We start from the raw sequence: 1,157 nt of genomic DNA on the forward strand, positions 1-1,157 counted from the left end.
GTAATACCAAGTCTTGGTGATCAGAACCCGTGTGCCCAGTCGCGCAGGCCGATCGACATGATGGTCCACGGCTGCTCGGTGAGCTTGTTCCACGCCGCGCAGCAGTGATCGAGAATGTCCGTGTAGGACGTGAAGACCCGGTTGGAGATCCAGTTCTCCCGCATGTACTGCCAGATATTCTCGACCGGGTTCAACTCAGGCGCTTTCGCTGGCAGCGGCACCAGGGTGATGTTGGGCGGCACCTGCAGTTTGCGCGAGACATGCCAGCCCGCCCGGTCCAACAGCAAGACGGCGTGAGCCCCCGGCGCCACCGCCTGCGCGATCTCCTTCAGATGTTCATTCATGGCTTGTGTGGTGCAGCGGGGCAGCACCAGGCCGGCTCCCTTGCCGTGCGCTGGGCAGATGGCCCCGAAGATGTAGGTGGAGGCGGTGCGCAGATCCCGCGCGGCCGAGGGACGGGTGCCGCGCCTGGCCCAACGCCGCGTGATCTTGTTCTTCTGGCCGATGCGCGCCTCGTCGGCAAACCAGATCTCTAGCGGCTTGCCGTGAGCCTCGTGGGTCGCGATTTCCGCCACACGCGCGGGTAAGTCTTTTTAAAAGCGGCCACGGCGGCATCGCTCTTGGCGTGATGACGCGGGCGGGCCGACAGCTTGCGATAGCCCAGCGCGCGCACTTCCCGGCTCAGGGTCTGCTTCGAGATCGGCAGGCGGTGCTCATCCCAGAGCCACTGGATCAGGTCGGCCAGGCGCCAGCGCACCACCCCGTGCACTGCCGGGATCGGGCCGGCCTCGATCATCTGCACCAGCAGCTGACGATGCTGATCGGTGAGCCGTGAGGGCTGGCCCGGAGGCTTGCGGTCGATCAGCCCCTCAGGGCCCTCAGCGTTGAACTTGAGCACCCAGTCGCGCACGATCTGCAGCGTCACCCCGCCAATCCGCGCCGCCTCGGTGCGCGCGGCACCCTCATAGATCGCCGCCAGTGCCAGAAGCCGCCGCGCCTGGGCGGCGTTCTTCGTCTTGCGGGCGAGTGCGCGAAGCTGAGATGCATCAAAGTCAGACCGGAGTGGGATAGGCATGGCGAACCTCCCTGGTTCGCCAAACTGAATCACACTCATCCCAGTCCGGGAAATCACGAACGAGTCAGCTCTTCAGGGACTT

The 1,157-nt window shown here is 65.1% G+C and carries 1 protein-coding gene; it reads right to left on the reverse strand.

The genetic code is table 11. From position 1 onward, the window contains the following. Positions 1–20: 20 nt before the first annotated feature. A protein-coding gene (locus tag FS320_RS43765; protein WP_420846859.1) for an IS630 family transposase occupies positions 21–1,114 on the reverse strand; the annotation gives its coding sequence in 2 pieces (ribosomal slippage) (positions 21–563 and positions 566–1,114; 1,092 coding nt in all). Positions 1,115–1,157: the final 43 nt, after the last annotated feature.

The organism is Microvirga tunisiensis, assembly GCF_009296175.1.
Classification (GTDB): domain Bacteria; phylum Pseudomonadota; class Alphaproteobacteria; order Rhizobiales; family Beijerinckiaceae; genus Microvirga; species Microvirga tunisiensis.